General features: G+C 59.9%; 15 protein-coding genes. 7 read left to right on the top strand and 8 right to left on the bottom strand.

All coding sequences use genetic code 11. The features are described from left to right. Positions 1-7 precede the first annotated feature (7 nt). From CKW17_RS04095 to CKW17_RS04075, 5 genes are all read right to left on the bottom strand, one after another. Entirely contained in the window at positions 8-1,135 is a 1,128-nt protein-coding gene (locus CKW17_RS04095; protein ID WP_095118819.1) for an acyl-CoA dehydrogenase, read from the bottom strand. A 142-nt stretch (positions 1,136-1,277) separates the two neighbouring features. After that, positions 1,278-2,471, bottom strand: a complete 1,194-nt coding sequence (locus CKW17_RS04090) for an acetyl-CoA C-acyltransferase (RefSeq protein ID WP_095118818.1) — start codon at positions 2,469-2,471, stop codon at positions 1,278-1,280. A 12-nt stretch (positions 2,472-2,483) separates the two neighbouring features. After that, positions 2,484-3,245: an SDR family NAD(P)-dependent oxidoreductase gene (locus CKW17_RS04085; RefSeq protein ID WP_095118817.1), complete on the bottom strand. Its 762-nt coding sequence runs from the start codon at positions 3,243-3,245 to the stop codon at positions 2,484-2,486. Positions 3,246-3,263: 18 nt separating this feature from the next. Continuing rightward, positions 3,264-4,928 carry an AMP-binding protein gene (locus CKW17_RS04080; protein ID WP_095118816.1) on the bottom strand — a complete coding sequence of 555 codons (1,665 nt, stop codon included), beginning with the start codon at positions 4,926-4,928 and terminating at the stop codon, positions 3,264-3,266. Between the two features lie 227 nt (positions 4,929-5,155). Beyond that, complete coding sequence (locus tag CKW17_RS04075; RefSeq protein WP_095118815.1) at positions 5,156-6,172, bottom strand: AraC family transcriptional regulator; 1,017 nt, start codon at positions 6,170-6,172, stop codon at positions 5,156-5,158. A 285-nt stretch (positions 6,173-6,457) separates the two neighbouring features. On the opposite strand from CKW17_RS04075, the gene efeU reads away from it, so the two are divergent. Genes efeU through efeO (CKW17_RS04055) form a run of 4 tightly spaced genes read left to right on the top strand, consistent with a single transcriptional unit; the run spans position 6,458 to position 10,674 of the window. Then, positions 6,458-7,297, top strand: coding sequence for an iron uptake transporter permease EfeU (efeU, locus tag CKW17_RS04070; RefSeq protein ID WP_095118814.1), 840 nt, complete (start codon positions 6,458-6,460; stop codon positions 7,295-7,297). A gap of 8 nt (positions 7,298-7,305) precedes the next feature. Further along, positions 7,306-8,505 carry an iron uptake system protein EfeO gene (efeO, locus tag CKW17_RS04065; RefSeq protein ID WP_095118813.1) on the top strand — a complete coding sequence of 400 codons (1,200 nt, stop codon included), beginning with the start codon at positions 7,306-7,308 and terminating at the stop codon, positions 8,503-8,505. Positions 8,506-8,523: 18 nt separating this feature from the next. Then, positions 8,524-9,822: an iron uptake transporter deferrochelatase/peroxidase subunit gene (gene efeB, locus CKW17_RS04060; RefSeq protein ID WP_095118812.1), complete on the top strand. Its 1,299-nt coding sequence runs from the start codon at positions 8,524-8,526 to the stop codon at positions 9,820-9,822. 27 nt (positions 9,823-9,849) lie between these two features. Continuing rightward, positions 9,850-10,674, top strand: coding sequence for an iron uptake system protein EfeO (efeO, locus tag CKW17_RS04055; RefSeq protein WP_095118811.1), 825 nt, complete (start codon positions 9,850-9,852; stop codon positions 10,672-10,674). A gap of 121 nt (positions 10,675-10,795) precedes the next feature. On the opposite strand, the gene pssA is transcribed toward efeO (CKW17_RS04055), so the two are convergent. After that, complete coding sequence (gene pssA, locus CKW17_RS04050) at positions 10,796-12,139, bottom strand: CDP-diacylglycerol--serine O-phosphatidyltransferase (protein ID WP_095118810.1); 1,344 nt, start codon at positions 12,137-12,139, stop codon at positions 10,796-10,798. A gap of 204 nt (positions 12,140-12,343) precedes the next feature. On the opposite strand from pssA, the gene CKW17_RS04045 reads away from it, so the two are divergent. After that, positions 12,344-12,907 (top strand): TetR/AcrR family transcriptional regulator, encoded by a 564-nt coding sequence (locus tag CKW17_RS04045; RefSeq protein WP_007914737.1) that lies wholly within the window; start codon positions 12,344-12,346, stop codon positions 12,905-12,907. Between the two features lie 55 nt (positions 12,908-12,962). Continuing rightward, entirely contained in the window at positions 12,963-13,442 is a 480-nt protein-coding gene (locus CKW17_RS04040; protein WP_038361256.1) for a nuclear transport factor 2 family protein, read from the top strand. Between the two features lie 122 nt (positions 13,443-13,564). Here the strand turns inward: CKW17_RS04040 and sfnG are convergent, their stop codons facing one another. Beyond that, complete coding sequence (gene sfnG / locus CKW17_RS04035) at positions 13,565-14,647, bottom strand: dimethylsulfone monooxygenase SfnG (RefSeq protein WP_095118809.1); 1,083 nt, start codon at positions 14,645-14,647, stop codon at positions 13,565-13,567. Positions 14,648-14,982: 335 nt separating this feature from the next. Between sfnG and CKW17_RS04030 the strand changes: the two genes are divergently transcribed. Continuing rightward, positions 14,983-15,762 carry a TSUP family transporter gene (locus CKW17_RS04030; protein WP_095118808.1) on the top strand — a complete coding sequence of 260 codons (780 nt, stop codon included), beginning with the start codon at positions 14,983-14,985 and terminating at the stop codon, positions 15,760-15,762. Here CKW17_RS04030 and nudC read toward each other — a convergent pair. Beyond that, complete coding sequence (gene nudC / locus CKW17_RS04025) at positions 15,730-16,560, bottom strand: NAD(+) diphosphatase (RefSeq protein WP_095118807.1); 831 nt, start codon at positions 16,558-16,560, stop codon at positions 15,730-15,732. The two genes, CKW17_RS04030 and nudC, sit on opposite strands and share 33 nt — an antisense overlap. Positions 16,561-16,563 lie beyond the last annotated feature (3 nt).

Below are 16,563 nucleotides of genomic sequence, written 5' to 3'. Positions count from 1 at the left end.
TTCCTTCTTAAAGATTGCGCGAAATGACCATGCGCTGAATATCGCTGGTGCCTTCGTAGATCTGGCAGACGCGCACGTCGCGGTAGATGCGCTCCAGCGGGAAGTCGTTGAGGTAACCGTAACCGCCGAGGGTTTGCAACGCCATCGAACAGACCTTCTCGGCCATCTCCGAGGCGAACAGCTTGGCCATTGATGCCTCGACCAATGCCGGTTGGCCGCTGTCACGCAGGGCTGCAGCGTAATGCACCATCTGCCGGGCGACGGCGATTTGCGTGGCCATGTCGGCCAAACGGAATGCCACGGCCTGATGCTCGATGATCGGTTTGCCGAAGGTGTCACGCTCACGGGCGTAATCACGCGCCGCTTCGAATGCGGCGCGGGCCATGCCTACCGATTGCGACGCGATACCGACGCGGCCACCTTCAAGGTTGGCCAGGGCGATTTTGTAGCCTTCGCCCTCTTCACCCAAACGGTTGGCCACCGGTACTTTGACGTCTTCGAAGAGGATCTGGCAGGTGTCGGAAGCATGCTGGCCGAGCTTGTCTTCGACGCGAGCGACTTTGTAGCCCGGCGAATCGGTCGGCACGATAAACGCCGTGATGCCGCGCTTGCCAGCGCTCGGATCGGTCACCGCAAACACAATCACGATCCCGGCATTCTGCCCGGAGGTGATGAACTGCTTGCAACCGTTCAGCACGTAGTGATTGCCGTCCAGCCGTGCGCGGGTTTTCAGGCTGCTGGCGTCGGAACCGGCCTGCGGTTCGGTCAATGCGAAGGCGCCGAGCATGGCGCCGCTGGCCAATGGTTTGAGAAAACGTTCGCGCTGATCGTCGTTGCCGAACTTGAGGATCGGCACGCAGCCGACCGAGTTGTGCACGCTCATGATCGTCGAGCAGGCACCATCGCCGGCGGCGATTTCTTCCAGGGCCATGGCGTAGGCCAGATAACCGGTGTCGCAACCGCCCCACTGCTCCGGCACGAGCATGCCGAAGAAGCCCAGCTCAGCCATTTGGCCGATGGCTTCCTTGGGGAAACGGTGTTCGCGATCCCACTCGGCGGCGAACGGTTTCAAGCGTTCCTCGGCGAACTGCCGGGCCATGTCGCGGATCTGGGTCTGGTCTTCGTTGGGAATCATGGTGAATCCTTAAATATCAGTCGCACCGTTTTCCCTGTAGGAGTGAGCCTGCTCGCGATAGCGGTGGGTCATATAAATCAGTGGTGACTGACACGACGTCATCGCGAGCAGGCTCACTCCTACAAGGGGATTGGTGTTGGGCTCAGTAAAGGCATTCCACAGCCATGGCCGTGGCTTCGCCGCCGCCGATGCAGATCGCCGCTATACCGCGTTTCTGCTTTCTCTGGCGCAAAGCCGAGAGCAACGTCACCAGAATCCGCGCGCCAGACGCGCCAATCGGGTGGCCCAGCGCACAGGCACCGCCATGCACATTCAACTTGTCATGAGGGATTTCCAGGTGCGTCATCGCCGCCATGCCAACCACGGCAAACGCCTCGTTGACCTCGAACAGATCGACATCACCCAGCGACCAACCGGTTTTCTTGATCAGCTTCTTGATCGCACCGATCGGCGCCACCGGGAACAGGCCCGGGGTATCAGCAAACGCGGCATGACCATGGATCACCGCCAACGGTTTCAGACCGAGTTTCTGTGCCTGCGACTGACGCATCAGCACCAGTGCCGCCGCGCCGTCCGAGATCGAACTGGAGTTCGCCGCCGTCACCGTGCCGCCTTCGCGGAACGCCGGTTTCAGCGAAGCAATCTTGTCGAGTTTGGCTTTCGGAGGCTGCTCGTCATTGCAGATCAGCACCTGTTCTTTGCCGACGGTCACGGTCAGCGGGACGATTTCGTCCTTGAAGCTACCGTCCTTGATCGCCTGCTGCGCGCGGGTGGTCGAGGCGATGGCAAAGGCGTCTTGCGCCTCACGGCTGAAGCCATTGGTTTCGGCGCAATCCTCGGCGAAGGTGCCCATCAGACGTCCCTTGTCGTAGGCATCTTCGAGGCCGTCGAGGAACATCGAGTCAAGCACGCGACCATGGCCCATGCGGTAACCGGCGCGGGCACGATCCAGCAAGTACGGCGAGTTGGACATGCTCTCCATGCCGCCCGCGATGACCACATCGGCGCTGCCAGCGATCAGCATGTCGTGGGCCAGAATGGTGGTTTCCATGCCCGAGCCGCACATCTTGTTGACGGTGGTGCAACGGGTCGATTTATCCAGCCCGGCGCCCAAAGCGGCCTGACGCGCGGGCGCCTGACCGAGGCCCGCAGGCAATACGCAACCGAACAACACTTCATCGACTGCATCGCTGGCGACACCGGCGCGCTCAACCGCAGCCTTGATCGCCGCAGCGCCGAGTTGCGGTGCGGTGAGGCTCTTCAGTTCGCCCTGAAAACCGCCCATTGGCGTGCGCACAGCGCTGACGATAACAATCGGATCGTTGGAAATGGTCATGACGAATCCTCCTTACTTGGCGGCCATGCGCAAGGCGCCGTCGAGACGGATCACCTCGCCGTTGAGCATGCTGTTTTCGATGATATGCCGAACCAGCGCGGCGTACTCGGCAGGCTTGCCCAGACGTGGCGGGAACGGTACGCCGGCGGCCAGTGAATCGCGGACTTCCGGGGTCATGCCGGCCATCATCGGCGTTTCGAAAATGCCTGGGGCGATGGTCATTACGCGAATGCCGAAGCGCGCCAGTTCACGGGCAGCCGGCAGGGTCAGGCTGGCGATCGCGCCTTTCGAAGCAGAGTACGCCGCTTGGCCGATCTGGCCGTCGAACGCCGCGACCGATGCAGTGTTGATGATCACACCGCGTTCGCCATCAGCGTTTGCCTCGGATTCAGCGATGGCCGCAGCGGCCAGACGCAGCATGTTGAAGCTGCCGATCAGGTTGACATTGATCACTTGCGCGAAGCTGCTCAACGCGTGTGGGCCGTTCTTGCCGAGGATCTTCTCGCCACGGACGATACCGGCGCAGTTGACCAGACCGTTGAGGCTGCCGAAGGCTTTGACGGTCGCCTGCACGGCGGCTTCGGCAGCGGCTTCGTTGCTGATGTCGGCAATGACGCTTTGCGCGCCCAAACGCTGAGCCTGAGCGGCAACCGCTTCGGCGTTCATGTCCACCAGCATCACTTTGGCGCCGGCACTCACCAGCAATTCAGCGCTGGCAGCACCCAGGCCGGATGCGCCGCCGGTGACGATAAATACCTTGTTCTCGATCTGCATGACTGTAGTTCCTGATCTTCAAGCTGAAACGTTATGCGCCGCGGCCTCTTGAGCCTTGGCGATTTCCTGGTTGCGCAAGATAAAGCGCTGCAATTTGCCACTTGGGGTCTTGGGCAATTCGCTGACAAATTCGATTTCACGCGGGTATGAGTGCGCGGCCAGACGCTTGCGCACATGTTGACGCAGCTCTTCGGCTAATTCCGGCGCGGCACGGTATTGCGCACTCAGCACCACGAAGGCTTTGACCAGTTCGGTGCGCTCCGGATCGGGTTTGCCGACCACCGCCGCTTCGACCACGGCCGGGTGTTCGATCAGCGCACTTTCCACATCGAACGGGCCTACGCGGTAGCCGGACGTGGTGATCACGTCATCGCTGCGGCCGACGAAGCTGATGCTGCCGTCCGGGTTCCATTCCACGGTGTCGCCGCTCAAGTAGTAATCGCCGACGAACGCCTTGGTCGGCGCGCCTTCGTAACCGCCGAACCAGCACATCGGCGATTGCGGGCGGTCGATGGCGAGAATGCCGGGCTGGCCGACGCCGAGTTCGTTGTACTGATCGTCGAGCACGACGATGCGATGGCCCGGCGAGGCGAAACCGGCGGCGCCGACGTGTACCGCGTGATCGAGGCCGTGGTGATTGCACAGGACCATGCCCAGTTCGGTCTGGCCGTAATGGTCGTGGATGACCACGTCGAGGTTGTCGGCGAACCAGCGGATCACTTCCGGATTCAGTGGCTCGCCAGCGCTGCTGACGATGCGCAGCTTGCCTTTGATCGACTTGGCGAACGCGTCCCCGCCGGCAATCAGCAAACGATAAGCCGTGGGCGAACCGGTGAGGTTGGTGATGCCGTACTTGTTGATCACCCGGCAGGTGCTTTCGAGGGTGAACGGGCCATCGTAGAAGGTGATCGGATGGCCCATCGACAACGGCCCGGTGACGCCGAAATAGATGCCGTAGGCCCAGCCCGGATCGGCGACGTTCCAGAATGAATCTTCCGGGCGCAGATCGACGGCGTCGCGGGTGTAACTCTGGAAGGCGACGATGGCTTTTAGCGGTACTGACAGGGCTTTCGACGGGCCGGTGGTGCCGGACGTGAACATCAACAGGAACGGGTCTTCGCCGGTCAGCATGACCGGCTCGCAGACGTTGGAATAGTTGGCCAGTTCGGCCCAGAAGCTGAAATCACCTCGGACAATGCCCTGGCCTTTGGCGCCGCCGACGGTAACGAGCGTTGGGCAATCGGCGACTTCAGCGAGTTTCGGCCGATTGACCGCGTCAGTGACCACGACTTTGGCCCCGGAACTGTTCAGGCGATGTTCGAGGGCTTTGGGACCGAAAGCGGTGAACAGCGGCTGATACACCGCGCCGATGCGCCAGGTGGCGAACACGGTGATGAGCAATTCGATGTTGCGCGGCAGCAGGCCGGCGACCTTGTCGCCCTTCTGCACGCCCTGGGCGAGAAGGAAATTGGCAAAACGCGCGGCTTTGTCCTGCAGATCACTGAAGGTGTACGTCGCACTGGCGCCATCACGGCCCTCCCAGAACAGCGCGATGCGCCCCGGCAAGGCGTGGCGGTCGCAGCATTCGACACAGGCGTTGAGCGCCTCAAGCGTACCGCTCAGCGCGGCATCCACGGTGTGCTGATAGTTGAACTGTGCGGTGGCAGACAAGTAATCGCGCATTGCCAGAATCCCTCTGTTTTTTATTAGGTTGGGAACCGTAAACAACAGAAAGATAGTCGCGCTGTGGGGCGGCTGGGGCAATGGTCAAAGCTTTCAATGTGGCTGACTGGTTTGGCCATGCCTTTAGAGGTGTGTTGCCTGGGCGGAAGCTTTCGCGAGCAGGCTCGCTCCCACAGTTTGAAATGCATTCCCCTTGTGGGAGCGAGCCTGCTCGCGAAGAGGCCGGATCAGACAACCTCATTCAAAATCAGCGTACGGTAATGCCCAGGATTCGACCCCGACCACTTGCGAAACGCCTTGTAGAAGGAACTCGCATCGGCAAACCCCAATCGGCTGGCAATCTCGACAAAACTGATCGACGGCTCCGCCAGCCAGATAATCGCCAGCTCTTTGCGCACGCTGTCCTTGAGGCCTTGATAAGTCTGCCCTTCCTCGGCCAGGCGCCGGCGCAGCGTCGAAGCGGACATGCACAGTTGCTGGGCCAACGCCTCGGTTTCCGGCCATCGTTCGGCAGGCAATTGGCGCAAGTCCTGTTTGATTCGGCTGGCCAGACTTTCCGGGTCGCGGTACTTGACCAGAATGTTGGCCGGGGCGTGGGCGAGAAAGCGCTTCAGTTCTTCGGCACTGCGCTTGATCGGCAGGTCGAGGCAATCGGCGGAGAAGATCATCCGTGTCCGTGGCCGCTCGAAACGCAGGTTTTCCGAGAACATCACCCGGTAGTCATCGGTGAAGTCCGGCGCCGCACAGCGCAATTCAATCGCCAGAATCGGTATCCGCCGCCCGGCCAGCCAGCAGGCCACACCGTGGACGATCATCCAGTAGGTGAAATAGCTGAAGGCGCGGCGTGGTTCGGGGTCATCTTCCATCAACACGATTTCCGCGAGACTTTGCTGGTGCACCAGTTGCGCCGGCATGCGCTCAAGCATCAGTGAGAGAAAACCCAACCCCGTGCTCAACCCCGCTGCCAGCGTCGGTTGCGCCATCGCGCTGCGGCACAAGAACTCAAGGCTGCCGGACTTGAGCTTGCGCGGGTCCATGCCGAAAAACTCGTCATCACCGCGTCGGGCCAACAGGCGCCAGAGTCTGGCGTACTGCGAGGCCGCTACCCGGCCGTGCTCGGTTTGCAGCAACGCCGGATCAATCCCGACCTTGTTCAAGACTTCTGCCGTGGCCACGCCCGGGGCACAACTTTGCAGCAGCGCTTCACGCACCAGTTGAACGGCGATGGTGTCTTTTTCCGACATGGAACGCGGTGAACCTTGTTTTTTTGAATGGGCCGCATCTTACCGCATCGAACGCGAATCCCGTGTAGGAGCTGCCGAAGGCTGCGATCTTTTGATTCTAAACATCAGGATCAAAAGATCGCAGCCTTCGGCAGCTCCTACAGGGTTCCGGTGTCACCCGCATGAGAATGGTTGTTCTTTACTTTGTTCAGCTTGTGTTCAGGTTTATGTCAATCAATGTCATGTGAGAATGACTTTCATTATGTTACAACTTGTAACCTCTAGAAATGACCTCTTGGACACCAAATGCTTGTTCCCTTCCTGATCATGCTGCGCGAAGGCATTGAAGCCGCGCTGATCGTTGGCATTATCGCCAGCTACCTGCAACAGACCGGCCGTGGCCAATGGATGCCTGCCGTATGGATCGGGGTTTTCCTCGCTGCGGCCCTCGCCCTGCTGGTCGGTGGAGGCCTGGAATTGGTCAGTGCCGAATTCCCGCAGAAGCAACAGGAACTGTTTGAAGGCATCGTCGGGCTGGTCGCCGTGACCATTCTCAGTTCGATGGTGTTCTGGATGCGCAAAGTGGCGCGTTCGATCAAGCATTCGCTGCAAGCCTCGCTGGATGAGGCGCTGACGTCCTCGAAACACCAGGTGATCGCACTGATCGCCATGGTCTTCTTCGCCGTGGCCCGTGAGGGCCTGGAAACCGTGTTCTTCCTGCTCGCGGTGTTCCAGCAAAGCGAAGGCCCAGGCGCGCCGATCGGTGCCCTGCTCGGGCTGATTCTGGCGATTATCGTCGGCTTCCTGATCTATAGCGGCAGCATGCGCCTCAATCTTTCCGCGTTCTTCAAGTGGACCGGCCTGTTCATTCTGGTGGTCGCCGCCGGGATTCTCGCCAACTCGGTGCAGGCGCTGCATGAAGCCGGGCTGTGGAATCACCTGCAAACCGTATTGTTCGACTTCAGCGCGACGCTGCCGATGGACGGCCCGCTGGGTTCGGTGCTGGCCGGCATGTTCGGCTACCAGGATGCGCCGACCGTCAGCACCCTCGGGGCCTACCTGATTTATCTGCTGGTAGCACTGGTGATGTTCTTCCTGCCGGCGGCCAAACCCACTGCGCAATCGTCTTCCGTTTCCAGCCAATAAGGGTATTCATGTCAAAGCCTAACTCTCCTCAGGCCTCTCCTCCTCGCGCCTTGCGCTGGGCGGTGGCAGGCTCGGTGGTGGTGATGATCGCCGCCGGTGGTCTGTTTTATTACGCCTCGAAAATGGCCGCGGCCAAGCGTCAGCACAATCACGATGAAGTGGTGGTGAATATCCATCCGGGCAATTGCGAGCCGGACGCGCTGACTGTGCCGGCTGGCCGCGCCAGTTTCCGCATCGTCAACCGGTCCGACCGGGCCGTGGAATGGGAAATCCTCGATGGCGTACTGGTCGTCGAAGAGCGCGAAAACATTGCGCCGGGCCTGAGTCAGGTGATCAACGCTAATCTGCAACCGGGCGATTACGCGATCACTTGCGGTTTGCTGAGCAACCCGCGCGGCACCCTGCATGTGACACCTACTGCCGCTTCTGATGCTGCCGCCAAGGCCAAACCGTCGATGGTCGCCTTCGTCGGGCCGCTGTCGGAATTCCGCGTGTATCTGGCCAGCCAGGGCAGCGCGCTGATCAAAGCCGTCACGGCGCTTAATCAAGCCATCGAAAGCGGCGACTTGAGTCAGGCGCAGGCGCTGTACCTGCCGGCACGAGCGGCTTATCAACGTCTGGCCCCAGCCGCGCAGCGCCTGGCCGAACTGGACAACAGCATCAACGCCCGCGCTGACTATTTCGAAAAACGCGAACAGGATCCGGCCTTCGTTGGTTTCCATCGCCTCGAATTCGGCCTGTTCCAACAACGCAAACTCGACGATCTGACGCCGGTCGCCCAGCGCCTGCTAAGCGATGTCACCACGCTCAAACAGCAATTGCTCGCGCAATCGCTGCCACCGGAGCAGCTGGTCAACATCATCGTGCGCAACCTCAACACCTTGGCCGACGTCCGCGCCGCCAGCGGTGAAGAGGAGCGCTACAGCCACAGCGACCTCAACGGTTTCGCCGCCAATGCGCAAACCGCGCGCAAAGTCGTCGATCTGCTGCGGCCGATGCTGAGCAAATCAGCTGCCGACCTGCTGCCGAAAATCGATAAGGCACTGGCGGATTTCGACAGCGAACTCGACACCTACAAGATCAAGGACGGCTACGCCAGCTACGACTCCGTCAGTGGCGCACAACGCAAGCAGATCGCCGACAAGGCCCAGGCTCTGGCCGACGCACTGGATGGCATCGATCCCGCCCTCGGCCTCTCCGGCCTGTAAGCAGAAGACCCATTCCCGATGAAAGATCTAGAAACGCTCAACCTGCAACGTCGCCGTGTCCTGATGGGCATGGGCGCCGCCGGTGTCGCCCTCGCCGGGTCCGCCCTGAGCTGCCCGGCCATGGCCGCCGCACCTGCGCAAGTTGCTGAAGCACCGAGCAGCGACAAAACCGAAGACCGCCACGATTTCCACGGCGTACACCAGACCGGCATCGTCACCCCGCGTCCGGCCTCGGGCATGCTGGTTTCATTCGACGTATTGGCCAGTGATCGCGAAGACCTCGAGCGGCTGTTCCGTACGCTCAACGAGCGCATCGCGTTTCTGATGACGGGCGGCCCCGTCGCGCAGATCGATCCGAAACTGCCGCCGCCGGATTCCGGCATCCTCGGCCCGAACGTCACCCCGGACAACCTGACCATCACCGTTTCCGTCGGCGAGTCGCTGTTCGACGAGCGCTTCGGTCTGGCCGACGCCAAACCCAAAAGGCTGATCCGTATGGTCGGTTTCCCCAACGATGCGCTGGATGCCGATTGCTGCCACGGCGACCTGAGCCTGCAGTTCTGCTCGAATACCGCCGACACCAACATCCACGCCCTGCGCGACATCGTCAAGAACCTCCCCGACTTGCTGTTGGTGCGTTGGAAACAGGAAGGCAGCGTGCCGCCGCAAGCCCCGGCGAAACCCGGTGTGCCGGCACAGTCGGCGCGCAACTTCCTCGGTTTCCGCGACGGCTCGGCCAACCCCGATTCTAACGACAGCAAGTCCATGGATCGCTTGGTCTGGGTGCAACCGGGTAGTGACGAACCGGCCTGGGCGGCGCACGGCAGCTATCAAGCGGTGCGGATCATCCGCAATTTCGTCGAGCGCTGGGACCGCACACCATTGCAGGAGCAGGAAAGCATCCTTGGCCGGGTCAAAACCACCGGGGCACCGATGGGTGGCCAGCATGAAAGCGAAGTCCCGGATTACAGCAAAGACCCGGCCGGCAAGCTGACCAAACTCGACGCGCACATTCGTCTGGCTAATCCGCGTACGGCTGCAACCCAGGCCAACCTGATCCTGCGCCGGCCGTTCAACTATTCGAATGGCGTAAACAAGAACGGTCAGCTCGACATGGGTTTGCTGTTCATTTGTTACCAGGCCGATCTGGAAAAAGGCTTCATCACCGTGCAGACCCGCCTCAATGGCGAACCGCTGGAGGAATACCTCAAACCGGTCGGCGGCGGCTATTTCTTCACCCTGCCGGGTGTCACGGGCGACAAGGACTTTATCGGTCGCTCGCTGCTCAACGCCACACAACCGAAAACAGCCGCATAAAACAATCTCGACACTGGAGCCGCCCCCATGAAAAAGACGCCACTCGCGTTATTGCTGACCCTTGGTTTGCTCAACACCCCGCTGTCGGCATTCGCTGCCACCGCACCGCTGGATCTGGTGGGGCCGGTTTCGGACTACAAGATCTACGTCACCGAAAAACTCGACGAACTGGGCAGCCACACCCAGCAGTTCACCGATGCCGTGAAAAAAGGCGACCTCGCCACCGCGCAAAAACTCTATGCACCGACCCGCGTTTACTACGAGTCGATCGAGCCGATTGCCGAGCTGTTCAGTGACCTCGATGCGTCCATCGACTCCCGTGTCGACGATCACGAGAAAGGCGTGAAGGCTGAAGACTTCACCGGTTTCCACCGCATCGAGTACTCACTGTTTTCGGAGAAAAGCACCCAAGGCCTGAACGAACTGGCGGACAAGCTCAACAGCGACGTCAAAGACCTGCAGACTCGCGTAGCTGGCCTGACTTTCCCGCCGGAGAAAGTCGTCGGTGGTGCTGCCGCGCTGCTGGAAGAAGTCGCCGCGACCAAGATCTCCGGCGAAGAAGATCGCTATAGCCACACGGACCTGTATGACTTCCAGGGCAACATCGACGGCGCGAAGAAAATCGTCGACCTGTTCCGTCCGCAGATCGAACAGCAGGACAAGGCGTTTGCAGCGAAGGTCGACAAGAACTTTGCCACCGTCGACAAGATTCTGGCCAAGTACAAGACCAAGGATGGTGGTTTCGAGACTTATGACAAGGTGAAGGATAACGACCGTAAAGCGCTGGTTGGGCCGGTGAATACACTGGCGGAAGATCTGTCCACGTTGCGTGGCAAGTTGGGTCTGAATTAAGTTTTGTAGCGCCTCTAGAGGCCCTATCGCGAGCAGGCTCACTCCTACATTAGGAATGCATCCCCTGTAGGAGTGAGCCCGCTCGCGATAGCGGTTGTATGACCGCTACAAATGTTAAGCCTTACAGAATTCGGTAGAGCAACCGCTCAATCCGCACCCGGCTCACGCGCTTGAGAAACTTGGCCACCCCGGCCGGGTATTCCGGCAGCGTCTCCAGGCTCTGAAAGCTGTCGATCCGCGTGGTATGGCGGAAAATCTCTTCCAGTTCCTTCGCCCGTGGCGCCAGCCACTCGCCCTTCGGGTCATCAATCAACAAGGCGTTCTCAAGATCCAGGCGGAACGCCCGTGGATTGAGATTGTTGCCGGTCAGCAGCGTATAGCGCTGATCGATCCACATGCCCTTGAGGTGATAGGTGTTGTCACCATCACGCCACAAATGCAGGTTCAACTGACCGCTGTCGATGTTGCGCTGATGCCGTTTGGCGAAGCGGCGCAGGCTGATCTCGTACAGATACGGCAGCGCCGCGATCACCTTGAACGGCTCGCTCGGCGGAATGTAGAAGTCATTGGCAGTCTTGTCGCCGACGACGATGTCGATTTTCACGCCACGGGCCAGCGCGCGGTTGATCTCGCGGATCACACCCAGCGGCAGATTGAAGTATGGCGTGCAAATGGTCAGCTGTTTTTGCGCGCTGGCGATCAACTCGAGAATCGCCCGGTTCAACGGGTTGTTCTTGCCGACGCCCAGCAACGGAGTGACTGACAGGCCTTCTCTTGCCGTACTGCCAGTCGCCGTGTCGTACGTTGCATATTTCAGACGACTACGCAGATCGCCGATGTCGTTGCGCAGGCTGCGCGTGGTCGGCAGGTTGGGCAGATCGAGGCGATGCACCGCTTTCGATTCCATCAGACCGTGTTTGACCAGATGATGCATCGAGTCCGCAAGTTCGTGGCTTTGCAGCACGTGGTAGCGGTCGAAACGGTACTTGTCGAACTTGTGCAGATAAACGTTGTTCAGGCTCGCGCCGCTGTAGACCACACAGTCGTCGATCACGAAGCCCTTCAGATGCAGCACGCCGAACAGCTCGCGGGTCTGCACCGGCACGCCGTACACCGGCACTTCGCTCTGGTGCGTGCGGGTCATTTCCTGATACCACGCCGAATTGCCCGGCTGCTTGCCGGCGCCGATCAGCCCGCGCTGCGCGCGCAACCAGTCGACCACCACGGCGATTTCCAGCTCCGGGCGCTTGAGTTTGGCGGCGTGCAAGGCATCAAGGATTTCCTGACCGGCTTCGTCTTGCTGCAGATACAGCGCAACGATGTAGATGCGCTGGGTCGCTGCGGCGATTTTCTCGAGCAGGCAACGACGAAATTCAGCGGCGCCGGACAGAATGGTCACGGCCTCGGCGGTCAGCGGGAAGCTGCGCAATTTGGGCAGCAAGGAGCGTTTGAAAAGCAACGGCATAGGGCTCGCAATGGGTCGAATCCGAAGAACCCGAGAGCTTACACCATCGCATCGTTGGGGTCTTGTTAGTGTCCGTAAAGAGATCAAAAGATCGCAGCCTTCGGCAGCTCCTACACGGGCCAATGTAGGAGCTGCCGAAGGCTGCGATCTTTTGATCCTAAAAAACCATTGCCAAAGGAGAACAATCGTTCTACTGTTCGCCACATGAACGAAATCACTAGCAACGACACACGCGACATCATTCTGGATGTCACCGAAAAGCTGATCTACAAAAGTGGCATCGCTGCCACTAGCATGGATCTTCTGGTGAAAACCGCCGGCGTCTCCAGAAAAAGCATCTACCGTTACTTTGCCGACAAGGACGCACTGACCGTCGCCGCCCTGCAACGCCGTGACGTGCGCTGGATGCACTGGTACCGAAGCGCTGTCGATCAAGCCGAAACCCCAGCCGATCGCCTGCTCAACCTGTTTACCGTGCTCAAGAGCTGGTTCGCCTCGGAAGGTTTCCGTGGCTGCGCCTTTATCAACACCAGCGGCGAGACCGGTGACCCGCAAGACCCGGTGCGCCTGGTCGCCAAAGAACACAAACAGAAGCTGCTCGACTATGTGTGCGAGCTGTGTACCGAACATGGTGCCGAGGATCCGCAACTGCTGGCCAAACAGCTGCTGATCCTGATTGACGGTGCCATTACCGTAGCGCTTGTGATGGGTGATCACAGTGCCGCCGATAATGCGCAATGCATGGCGCGAAAGTTATTGGACCTGTAACGCCTTAATAAGCCGGACTTGTTGTTCAATTATTAATTAGATCGGGAGACTGAACATGTCTACTGCAGCCCAGGTACGTCCGCCATTACCGCCCTTCAACCGTGAATCAGCCATCGAGAAAGTTCGTTTGGCCGAGGATGGCTGGAACTCCCGCGACCCGGAACGGGTTTCGCTGGCTTACACCCTTGATACCAAGTGGCGTAACCGCGCCGAGTTCGCCAACAACCGCGAAGAAGCCAAGGCCTTTCTGACCCGTAAATGGGCAAAAGAGCTGGATTATCGTTTGATCAAGGAACTGTGGGCTTACTCGGATACCCGCATCGCCGTGCGCTACGCCTACGAATGGCACGATGACTCGGGTAACTGGTTCCGCTCTTATGGCAATGAAAACTGGGAGTTCGATGAACAGGGCCTGATGTTCCAGCGCTATGCGTGCATCAACGACATGCCGATCAAGGAAAGCGAACGCAAGTTCCACTGGCCACTGGGCCGGCGCCCGGATGATCATCCGAGCCTGTCTGACCTGGGTCTCTAAGCCAACACAGATCCAATTGTAGGAGTGAGCCTGCTCGCGATAGCGGTGTGTCAGTCAACATATAAGTTGAATGTTCAGACGCCATCGCGAGCAGGCTCACTCCTACAGGGGATGTGTGGGGTTCAGGCGACAGCGGCGGTCTTCTCGGCCTCGAGTTCGCGAACGAGCGGTAACACCCGCCGCCCGAAATATTCGACCTCTTCCTGAAAATGCAGAAACCCCGCCAACACCAGATCCACACCCACCGCTTTCAACGCGACAATCCGCTCGGCAATCTGCAACGGCGTGCCAATCAAATTGGTCTTGAAGCCCTCGTTGTACTGCACCAGATCCTCAAACGTTGATTTCGCCCAGTTGCCCTCGCCCTCCGGTGAAGCCCGGCCCGCCTGCTTCGCCGCATCGCCAAAGGCGTTCACCGCTTCCGGATCGGCCTGATCAATGATCTGTGCAAGTACCGCCCGCGCTTCTTCTTCGGTATCACGGGCAATGACAAACGCGTTGACGCCAACCTTCACCGAATGGTTATTCGCCGCTGCTTTGGCACGAATATCGTCGACCTGCGCCTTGATCCCTTCAACGCTGTTGCCATTGGTGAAATACCAGTCCGAGACCCGCGCGGCCATGTCCCGCGCCGCACGGGAACTGCCACCCTGGAAGATCTCAGGACGACCCAGCGGTTTCGGTTTCAGGCTGTAATTGTCGAAACGGTAGAAGTCGCCGCGAAAGGTGAAGTTGTCCTGACTCCACACGCCGCGCAATGAGCGGATGAACTCTTCGGAACGGCGATAACGCTCGTCGTGCTCCAGCCAATGTTCGCCGATGGCCTGGAACTCGCCTTTGAACCAGCCACTGACGATGTTCACCGCGATGCGGCCGTTGGTGAGTTGGTCGATGGTCGCCAGCTGTTTTGCAGCCAACGCTGGTTGCCACGGGCCGGGCAGGATCGCTGCGATCACCTTGAGCTTGCTGGTCGCCGCGAGTAACGCGTGGCTGAACGCGACTGACTCATGCTGGAACTCGGCACCGTAACCGGCGGTGAAGCGAATCTGCGTCAGCGCGTACTCGAACCCTGCGGCTTCGGCGATCTGCGCCAGTTTGCGGTTGTAGTCGATGCCCCAATCGGTGCGTTGTTCAATCTTGCTGACCACCAGCCCACCGCTGACGTTCGGCACCCAGTAGGCAAATTTTACGGCTTGCTGACTCATTGGCGTGTCCTCGGGACATTTGCGGAGATGGGAGTGGTAGAGCAGCAAGCGTGCCAGCCTGGAAATGCCCGGTTTTGTTGGGTATCGGGGTGAAGTTGATGTTTTGTGGAAGGCGGATTTGTTGGCAGGTTGTTGTGTGGGCAACAGTTGGATTGGCGGCGGCATGAAGAATGCCTTCGCGAGCAGGCTCGCTCCCACAGGGTGGAATGCATTTCAAAATATGGGAGCGAGCCTGCTCGCGAAGGCGTCAGACGGGTCGCCGCAACAGTTGGATACAGGTAACATGACCGCCCTCCCCGCAGCCAAATCTGCGCCCTGCCGAATAAGCCGATTCCATGCCTTTCGAACTCAGCGTTGACCTCACCACCCTCGCCATCCTGGCCGTTGTCGCTTTCATTGCCGGTTTCATCGATGCCATCGCCGGCGGTGGCGGTCTGTTGACCACGCCTGCACTGCTGACGGCCGGCCTGCCACCGCATCTGGTACTCGGCACCAACAAGTTGAGCTCGACCTTCGGTTCGGCCACCGCCAGTTTCACCTTCTACAAACGCAAGCTGTTCCACCCTCGACAGTGGACGCATGCGATTGTCGGCACTTTGATCGGTGCACTGACGGGTGCCGTCGTCGCCCATTACCTGCCGGCCGAATGGCTGAACAAGATGCTCCCGGTAATCGTCTTCGCCTGCGGCCTGTATCTATTGTTCGGCGGCACGCCAAAAGCGCCACTCGACAGCGATGCGCCGATCAAAAAGAAATGGCAGTCGACCCAAGGCTTCAGCCTCGGTTTCTACGATGGCGTGGCCGGTCCCGGCACTGGCGCATTCTGGACGGTGAGCAGCCTGTTGCTCTACCCGATCGACTTGGTCAAGGCCAGCGGCGTGGCGCGCAGCATGAACTTCGTCAGCAACATTGCGGCGCTGTCGGTATTCGTGTTTTCCGGACAGGTGGACTGGATCATCGGCCTGAGCATGGGCCTGTCGGTGATGGTCGGCGCGTTCTTTGGCGCGCGCACCGCGATCAGCGGCGGCGCCAAGTTCATTCGCCCGGTGTTCATCACCGTGGTACTGGGATTGACCGTGCGCCTAGCCTGGCAGCACTGGTTCAGCGTGGCCTAAGCGCCGCGCCACGTAGACGTCGATCAGGTAACGGGCAATCGACTTGGACGCCGGCAACGGCGGCAGGTCGTGCACGTTGAACCACTGGGCGTCTTCGATCTCGTCTTCCTGACAGACAATCTCGCCACCGGCGTACTCGGCATGGAAGCCGAGCATCATCGAATGCGGGAACGGCCAGCACTGGCTGCCCATGTACTGAATGTTCTTCACCTCGATCTGCACTTCTTCGCGCACTTCCCGAATCAGGCAATCCTCGGCCGACTCACCCGGCTCGGCGAATCCGGCCAGCGTGCTGTACACCCCGGTGACGAAACGTGGTGAACGCGCCAGCAGAATCTCGTCGCCACGGGTGATCAGCACGATCATGCTCGGCGAAATCCGCGGATAACTGCGCAGATCGCACGGCTGACAATACATCGCCCGCTCGCGCGGCACTTGGGTCATCGCCTGACCGCAATTGCCGCAAAAACGGTGCTCACGGGCCCAGGTGCCGATTTGTGCGGCATACCCAAGCACTTTGTAGATGGTGTGATCGCCGTCGAGCATGAACGCCCGCAGGCCTTTCCAGTTGCAACCCGACACTTCGCTGGCACTGCGCAGTTCCAGCAAGTACACCGGCTCGCCATCGAGATGGCCGATGCCGTGCTCGGCGAGGATCGACAAGTCCTGACGCTTGAGCCATTCACGTGGGAACAGCGCGCCGTTGTCGTCGAACAAAAAGCCTTCCGGGCTGCGCGCCACGGCCCAGCCGCCGGGTTGATCGGTGTCCAGTACTGCAGTGGTCCAGCGAGATGTCATGGT

Source organism: Pseudomonas sp. Irchel s3f10 (assembly GCF_900187515.1).
GTDB classification, from domain to species: Bacteria; Pseudomonadota; Gammaproteobacteria; order Pseudomonadales; family Pseudomonadaceae; genus Aquipseudomonas; species Aquipseudomonas tensinigenes.
Note: the sequence above shows the minus strand (reverse complement) of the source record. Positions and strands in the feature narration are given on the sequence as shown.

Coding starts and splice junctions, on each gene's coding strand:
- CKW17_RS04040 (WP_038361256.1), top strand. CDS start 12,963: ATGTCTACTGCAGCCCAGGTACGTCCGCCATTACCGCCCTTCAACCGT.
- efeO (WP_095118813.1), top strand. CDS start 7,306: ATGTCAAAGCCTAACTCTCCTCAGGCCTCTCCTCCTCGCGCCTTGCGC.
- CKW17_RS04045 (WP_007914737.1), top strand. CDS start 12,344: ATGAACGAAATCACTAGCAACGACACACGCGACATCATTCTGGATGTC.
- CKW17_RS04080 (WP_095118816.1), bottom strand. CDS start 4,928: ATGCGCGATTACTTGTCTGCCACCGCACAGTTCAACTATCAGCACACC.
- CKW17_RS04085 (WP_095118817.1), bottom strand. CDS start 3,245: ATGCAGATCGAGAACAAGGTATTTATCGTCACCGGCGGCGCATCCGGC.
- efeB (WP_095118812.1), top strand. CDS start 8,524: ATGAAAGATCTAGAAACGCTCAACCTGCAACGTCGCCGTGTCCTGATG.
- sfnG (WP_095118809.1), bottom strand. CDS start 14,647: ATGAGTCAGCAAGCCGTAAAATTTGCCTACTGGGTGCCGAACGTCAGC.
- efeU (WP_095118814.1), top strand. CDS start 6,458: ATGCTTGTTCCCTTCCTGATCATGCTGCGCGAAGGCATTGAAGCCGCG.
- pssA (WP_095118810.1), bottom strand. CDS start 12,139: ATGCCGTTGCTTTTCAAACGCTCCTTGCTGCCCAAATTGCGCAGCTTC.
- CKW17_RS04030 (WP_095118808.1), top strand. CDS start 14,983: ATGCCTTTCGAACTCAGCGTTGACCTCACCACCCTCGCCATCCTGGCC.
- CKW17_RS04075 (WP_095118815.1), bottom strand. CDS start 6,172: ATGTCGGAAAAAGACACCATCGCCGTTCAACTGGTGCGTGAAGCGCTG.
- efeO (WP_095118811.1), top strand. CDS start 9,850: ATGAAAAAGACGCCACTCGCGTTATTGCTGACCCTTGGTTTGCTCAAC.
- CKW17_RS04095 (WP_095118819.1), bottom strand. CDS start 1,135: ATGATTCCCAACGAAGACCAGACCCAGATCCGCGACATGGCCCGGCAG.
- nudC (WP_095118807.1), bottom strand. CDS start 16,560: ATGACATCTCGCTGGACCACTGCAGTACTGGACACCGATCAACCCGGC.
- CKW17_RS04090 (WP_095118818.1), bottom strand. CDS start 2,471: ATGACCATTTCCAACGATCCGATTGTTATCGTCAGCGCTGTGCGCACG.